Raw genomic sequence first — 3,754 nt, 5'->3', positions numbered from 1 at the left:
TTGCAATGTTGGTTAAAAACCACAGAGCACGGCCCTATTTTTGAGCACCACTCAAAACAAAACAATACTTACTTTTCGATTGATGTTACCGCCGATGGTAAAATTAATTTCATAACCCAGTCAGACAATATACAAACTTGTTTGCAAACTATTTCTGGGGGCATAAATAATAATGCATGGCATTATTTGTCAGTAACTAAGAAAGACTACGATTTATCAATAATGGTCAATGGAAAAGAAGTTGCTGCCAAACAAGGTAAACCGATTAACTTGCCAAATCAGTTTGTTGAAGGGTTATTAATTGGTAAAAATCTGGCTAATTGTCTAGCTGAAAAATTTTTCACTGGAGAGTTAACTGCAATTACAATTTGGGATTATTCACTTAGCGCTCAAGAAAATATAGCAACTCATTGCAAAGAAGTCAGCGATAATCAAGATGCGCTGCTGCTAGGTCCAATATTTAAAGATCAGGCTAAAAAGGCAGTTAAAGCAGCAGTTCCGACGACAGCGACTATTACGATCAAAAATGACTCTCCAATGCCCTTAATATTACAGCCTGGCTCTGTTTCTGGTAATTCATTTCTATGGCCAGCAAAAATTGAAGTTAATCAAACTTATACCCCTCGCTGTGACCGTGGAGATGGCTTTACCTATCATGCAAATTATGTCGCTGAGATTGATTCTGAGCTTGACTCTGATATTACATTATATGTTGAGTTGCATATGCCCTCTGATCCTGCGGCCGAAAATGGCCCTGGCTCCTATTTAAAAGCATCGAGTTCATCTAGTTTAGTAAGTGATATAACAGATCAGAAAACAACCGAAGATGTATTTACTGCTACGTTGACTCTTAATGATATGCTCATTGTGAACGCAAAAAATCTTAATGATTTTATCAACAAATTAACAGAAGAAGGCATAGCTTCTGATAAGATCATTACTAATATGACGTATAATGAGGATGGGACCACCATAGCAACCAGTGTAGAGCAAGTTGCTAAATATAATCGGGCCAGTTTATTATTTAACCGCCGCATTCATAAAAAACCGCTAGCGATCATTAAATGTGCTACTGCACGTGATGTTGAAAAAGCCTATAAAGCGGCTATTGAGTTTAAACTTCCGATCAGTGTTCGTACTGGCGGGCATGACCATGCTGGTGAATCTAGTGGCACCAATACCATTCTACTCGATTTAATGGGATTAGATGATATCAGCGATGTTACTATGAATAATAATGGTCGTAATATTGTTGAGATTGGTCCAGGACATCGCTTTCTCACCTTGACCACAGCGTTAGCCAAGCAAGGGCAAATGCTCCCTCATGGTACCTGTGCTACAGTCTCCATCCCTGGGTTTATTATGGGCGGAGGCTGGGGGCCCTGGACACGAAAACACGGCATGTGTTGCGAATCTCTGGTTGCCGTTGATATCATATTAGGTGATGGAACCTTGTCTCATGTTACAGCTAGTTCTGAAAATAAAGATTTATTATGGGCCCTTAAAGGGGGCGGTGGCTTGAGTTATGGCATAGTCACTAAATTTTATATACAAACATTTGACTTGCCACAAAACCTAATTAAATTCGAATTAACATGGAATGGATATGATGCTGGGCAGAATCTACCCACAGATGGCACGTACCCCACCTTTGATATACTTAAGCGATGGGAAGCTATAATTACAGCTACCAACACCCCTCGATTAACTGGCACCAACCTGAAAATAAATGGTAAAAATTCTACAGTCCCTAGCGATCAGTTAACGCCAGAAGCGTTAAAGGCTGAAGTTCATAATTGTGTTATGTATGGCTACTGGGAAGGTAATAAGGTTAGTTTACAGAGCTTCATCCGTGATAAATTTTCTGGACTCACACCAGCCATTAAGATGGATGATACTACTGGTAATGGTACTGCTAATACTAGCTCAAATTATGGTGATAACTTGATGGGCGCATGGGATCGAGAGTCTTATCACAATGTGAAAGCATTACTGAAAGGCCACCAAAGCTCACCATTCCCGCCTGATTTAGATCAACCAGCACCACATAAAATCAGCTGTAGGCTAGTTAATGAAGGAGGCTTAGATACTAATGGTGACGATGGTCATGTAGCACTTATAAGAAGTTTAACATCACCTTTAATTCTAGAAGGTAACCGGAAGCTAGGACTATTCAACTATGTGACTTTAGGCGCTATTGCCGGCGATTATTATCATAATTCTACAGAGTCTGAAAATAATCTTAGTGCTTTTCCTTACAAGACACGTCCATATATTATACAGTACCAAACTTGGTGGAATAATGAATTAGCACAAAAACTACAACTACAAGATAATGATGTTTACCAGCGGATCAACACGGCGCTAGACTGGATGGAAGTCAGCCGAGATTTTGATATCCCTAATACTTCAGGTTCTTTTATTAGTTTTAAAGATGATACAATTCCTACGTCAACTTATTTTGCAGAAAATTATAGCAGATTAAAGCAGATTAAAGCAGACCACTCTAAAGATGAACAGAATCATCTGAGGTCAAGGAAAACAATTATTTAAATTGAGCACACGGTAAAATTAATCTGGCGATTTTTTGACATAAAAAGAAACTAGAGCAGTAACAGTGATACTCATATTTAATAGCTCTTTTTTGGTTTGTAACTAAACTAAATGAAGGGCTATTTTATTGATTAGTTATCTTTACTTGTTAGGTTTTTACAATCCGCCTAATTTCCGAAGAAAAGTAAGCCAACGGCCTATAAAATATCAGTTCTCAAATCAAACATTCTGACAACCTAGTGGCGACCAAATACAAAAAGTCTACTCTCAACAATCTATTTCATCTTGAAACGATATTTAAAATATTGCCAATAAATTAAATCGGGCTAATAAAACTACTTATGCCGAACTAAATCCTAATAAATTTGATCAGACAGCGATTATTGTGCACATACCGCTCAATTCAATAAGCGTATTTTATCTAATTTTTTATTCTTATGACTTTGCTCAAACAGAATTTCTCGCCATTATTTCCCAAAGAAGTAGCGATTCTCATTAAACGCTTGCAAACAGGTAATGCCAATTAATATACGCCCAAGAAAGACGGTAATCGATGTATTAAGCAATCAGCACGTTCCAGTTTGTAGAAGATATAGGAAACTACAATTAACCGATTGATAATAATTAAAAATCAAACCCTGATGCTTTTACAAAATAATCTCAATGTAAACACCGCGAAAATAGAAGTAAAGCTATTATACTAAGTCCTGAACTTACAAATCATCTGCTAATTTATTGGGAATTAGACAGTCGAATAAAACGCAGCTCGGCTTAAGGTGATGCGGCTAACACAACGAGAAATTTACACCGCTGTGCATCTGAATACTGATTTTTCGGCATTGAAATAATAACAATTAAATAACGATCAAAACTCAACAGCCAATTCTTCACTGATCGAACTATCTAAATGATAGTTTATTTATGTTCTATTATTAAATATTAAAGTTCTGTAAGCGTTAATTCTAACAAATTGGTGTTACCCATAAAAAGTAGACACTGGTTATGCGCCAATGCGCTCATATTCAGCCGGACTGACATAGCCCAACGCTGAATGCCTACGTAAACGGTTATAAAAAACCTCTATGTACTCAAATATACCTGATTTAGCTTCGTCAATCGAGCGGTATTGCTCTGCGTAAATTAGCTCTACTTTCAAGCGACTATAGAAAGATACCATCACCGCATTGTCCCAACAATTACC

The 3,754-nt window shown here is 37.4% G+C and carries 2 protein-coding genes; one reads left to right on the top strand and one right to left on the bottom strand.

Features of this window, described 5'->3' with window-relative positions; all coding sequences use genetic code 11:
• On the top strand, positions 1-2,553 hold a 2,553-nt coding region (locus tag HRT50_RS18265; RefSeq protein WP_291617163.1), incomplete at its 5' end, for an FAD-binding protein.
• Positions 2,554-3,553: 1,000 nt separating this feature from the next.
• On the opposite strand, the gene HRT50_RS18260 is transcribed toward HRT50_RS18265, so the two are convergent.
• Positions 3,554-3,754 (bottom strand): IS3 family transposase (locus HRT50_RS18260; protein WP_291617161.1); only part of this gene is annotated, 201 nt, incomplete at its 5' end.

This window comes from Colwellia sp. (assembly GCF_013215345.1).
Taxonomy (GTDB): domain Bacteria; phylum Pseudomonadota; class Gammaproteobacteria; order Enterobacterales; family Alteromonadaceae; genus Colwellia.
The sequence above is the reverse complement of the archived record's forward strand: the minus strand, read 5'-3'. Positions and strand labels throughout refer to the sequence as shown.